Annotated in this window: 1 protein-coding gene; it reads left to right on the top strand. The window is 62.4% G+C overall.

All coding sequences use genetic code 11. From position 1 onward, the window contains the following. Positions 1-221 (top strand): AMP-binding protein (locus FE394_RS18670; RefSeq protein ID WP_319927831.1); only part of this gene is annotated, 221 nt, incomplete at both ends.

The raw sequence follows: 221 nt of genomic DNA on the forward strand, positions 1-221 counted from the left end.
CTCAGTGATGCGGCACCGGTGGCCCTGCTCACCCAGTCCGCGCTGGTTGAAATACTGGACAGCAGCCTGCCTACCGTAGTGCTTGATGCCTGCCCGCTGTCCGTCCTTGACGGGGTGCCGGACAGTAACCCCGACAGCCGGGACCTGGCCTCACACCACCTGGCCTATGTGATTTACACCTCCGGTTCTACCGGCCAGCCCAAAGGGGTAATGAACAGCCA

The sequence above is a fragment of the Xenorhabdus littoralis genome (assembly GCF_033949345.1).
GTDB lineage: Bacteria > Pseudomonadota > Gammaproteobacteria > Enterobacterales > Enterobacteriaceae > Xenorhabdus > Xenorhabdus littoralis.